This is a genomic window from Microvirga sp. P4_G7 (genome assembly GCF_056401005.1).
In genome coordinates this window covers 1-2,140 of the sequence record NZ_JBFUKD010000632.1, presented here as the reverse complement: position 1 = coordinate 2,140, position 2,140 = coordinate 1, and the positions used below count along the sequence as shown (strand labels likewise).

Genomic DNA, 2,140 nt, shown 5'->3' with positions numbered 1-2,140 from the left:
GTCCCGGCGACGCCGGGACCGTCGAATCTCTGCGCTTAGATCACGAAGAAATCAGCAATGCTCAACTTGGCGTGGTTGTCGACGACTGCAAACTTCACGGCCGCGCGTGCACCGTTTCCATCCGCGTCGTAGTAGAGCGCGCCGGTCTTGTTGTTGTAGATAATGTGATCGTTGGTATCGAGAGCTTTTTCCCCAACACGGAACATGCTCGAGGACAAAGCGCCCATCTTGAGCTTGGTGAAGATCGCATTCTCGAGGCTGATATGGTCGTCTTTCGTGTTGAAGTTGACGATCTTATCAACGTTCGTCCTGCTGCTCAGCTTGGTGTTGAAAATGAACGCATCCTTGCCGGAGTTGCCGCTGAGGATATCATTCCCGCCCTTACCATTGAGCTTGTCGTTCCCGCCCTTGCCGTAGAACCTCTCGTCTGCGGATGTCCCGCGCAACACGTTTCCGGTGTCGTCGCCCGCAATGATTTTCAGTACGGCAGAGGCGCTTCCGTCGGTTGTGGGTTGGGGAGAACCCGAACTGGGAACGCCGACGTTATCAGGAACTTGTCCTGCGGCGCCTTGGACATTGCCGGAAATCTTCGGCGAGTTGCCCTCGACGTAGTAGTAACCCCACTGACCCTTGCCCAGGTAGTTGTTCGTGAAAGAGACACCCGAGATCGAGCCGCCGCCGAACTGGCCGTCGGAATAGAGCGGGTAGCCACCGCCGGAGAGGAAATTGCCGTCCACGGTGATGTTGGAGATCGGACCGAAATAGTTGTCGATCATGACGGCTGCGGTTTGCCCGTGGTCGTTGATGATCGTGTTGTGCTTGATCGTCACGTTGGACTGGCCACCGTCGATCTGGATGCCGTCGTAGTGCGGCGATCCGGAGGCCTTCAGGTTATGAATATAGTTGTCCTGAATGAGCGTATTTCCGCCGTTCAGGGTGATGCCATTCTCGACGTTGTAGATATCGTTACGCAGGAACGTTCCCTGGCCGTAGATGCCGTGCGAGCCCGAGTTGTTCGAGCCGACGCCGTTGATTTCGCAATCCTGGACGGTAACGCCAGTCGCACCGTCCTTGATGTTGACGACCGCCCAAGTAGCGGCAGTAATCTTACAATTCTTCAACGTGACATTCGAAGCTTGGATATTCACCGGCCCTGTAATGTTCAGGCCTTGAACAACGGTGCCAGCCTTGGTGATGGTAATTCCACCCGATGCGTTGAGAACAACTCCATCGGGAACCCCAGTATTCGACGCATTCGGGAAACCGGAAGTGGTTGCAGCCATGGTAATATGTGCCCTGTCAAAATTCATCTTAAGGTGAATGGGAGCCCGGGCAGTTCAAAAAGGAACAGATAGTTAATCTAACGCTACGTACGCGAACATAGCTTGCTGACCCGGCCGATCGATGAGCACACCAACGAAAGGCTTACCTCATTGGTGCTAGATCGAATTACACAGGGTTTTTGAGAGAGGTCTTGTGATGAATGGACAGTTGTTTGACATTTCAGGCCAGCTTGGCGGCACAAATCAATAATTTTTACAGCAATTCAAACAACGGCAACATAATGGCCAAGGTTGGGCAATCCAACGGTCACGCTAGAGACATAGGAAAATGCATTCTTCAGGCAGTCTGAGGCGTCAAATACGCTGCAGCTGAACGTTAGTACCCGTAGCGTTCCGGACCGAACTGGCACTTGTTCAGCACTACGCCCAGAAAATTGGACTCTTCCGCTAGGGTGCGCTCGCAGACGTCAACCTCACCAACGGTGCTTGCGTCGGCGGCCGCGACCAGGATCACGCAATCGACGTTAGGCAAGAACGCGAGAACATCGTCGTTCACCAGCATCGGCGGGAGGTCAAAGATCGTGACGTCCGGCTTCAGTTCTTCCTTGAGGTTTGCCAGGATCGGCGCCGTGCCGGGGCTCTGGAGCAACTCTGCAGCGTAGGAGACCGGGTGCCAGTTCGCACCGATGGCGATATTGTCCCCGCAGCGGACGAATGTCTCTTCAATGGAGCTCTCACCGGTGAGAAATCGTCCCATCGAATGAATTTTTTCGACGCCCAGAATGGCTCCGACCTGGGGGCGTCGAAGATCAAGGTCGACTAATACCGTTCGGCAATCCTTCAAGTTGGCGAAACTG

At 54.4% G+C, this 2,140-nt stretch carries 2 protein-coding genes; both read right to left on the bottom strand.

The genetic code is table 11. The features are described 5' to 3' along the window. Positions 1-35: 35 nt before the first annotated feature. Entirely contained in the window at positions 36-1,283 is a 1,248-nt protein-coding gene (locus AC1DT3_RS18880; protein WP_477466755.1) for a right-handed parallel beta-helix repeat-containing protein, read from the bottom strand. A gap of 376 nt (positions 1,284-1,659) precedes the next feature. Beyond that, positions 1,660-2,140: P-loop NTPase family protein (locus tag AC1DT3_RS18875; RefSeq protein ID WP_477466754.1), on the bottom strand; the 481-nt coding region annotated here is incomplete at its 5' end.

Coding starts and splice junctions, on each gene's coding strand:
- AC1DT3_RS18880 (WP_477466755.1), bottom strand. CDS start 1,283: ATGGCTGCAACCACTTCCGGTTTCCCGAATGCGTCGAATACTGGGGTT.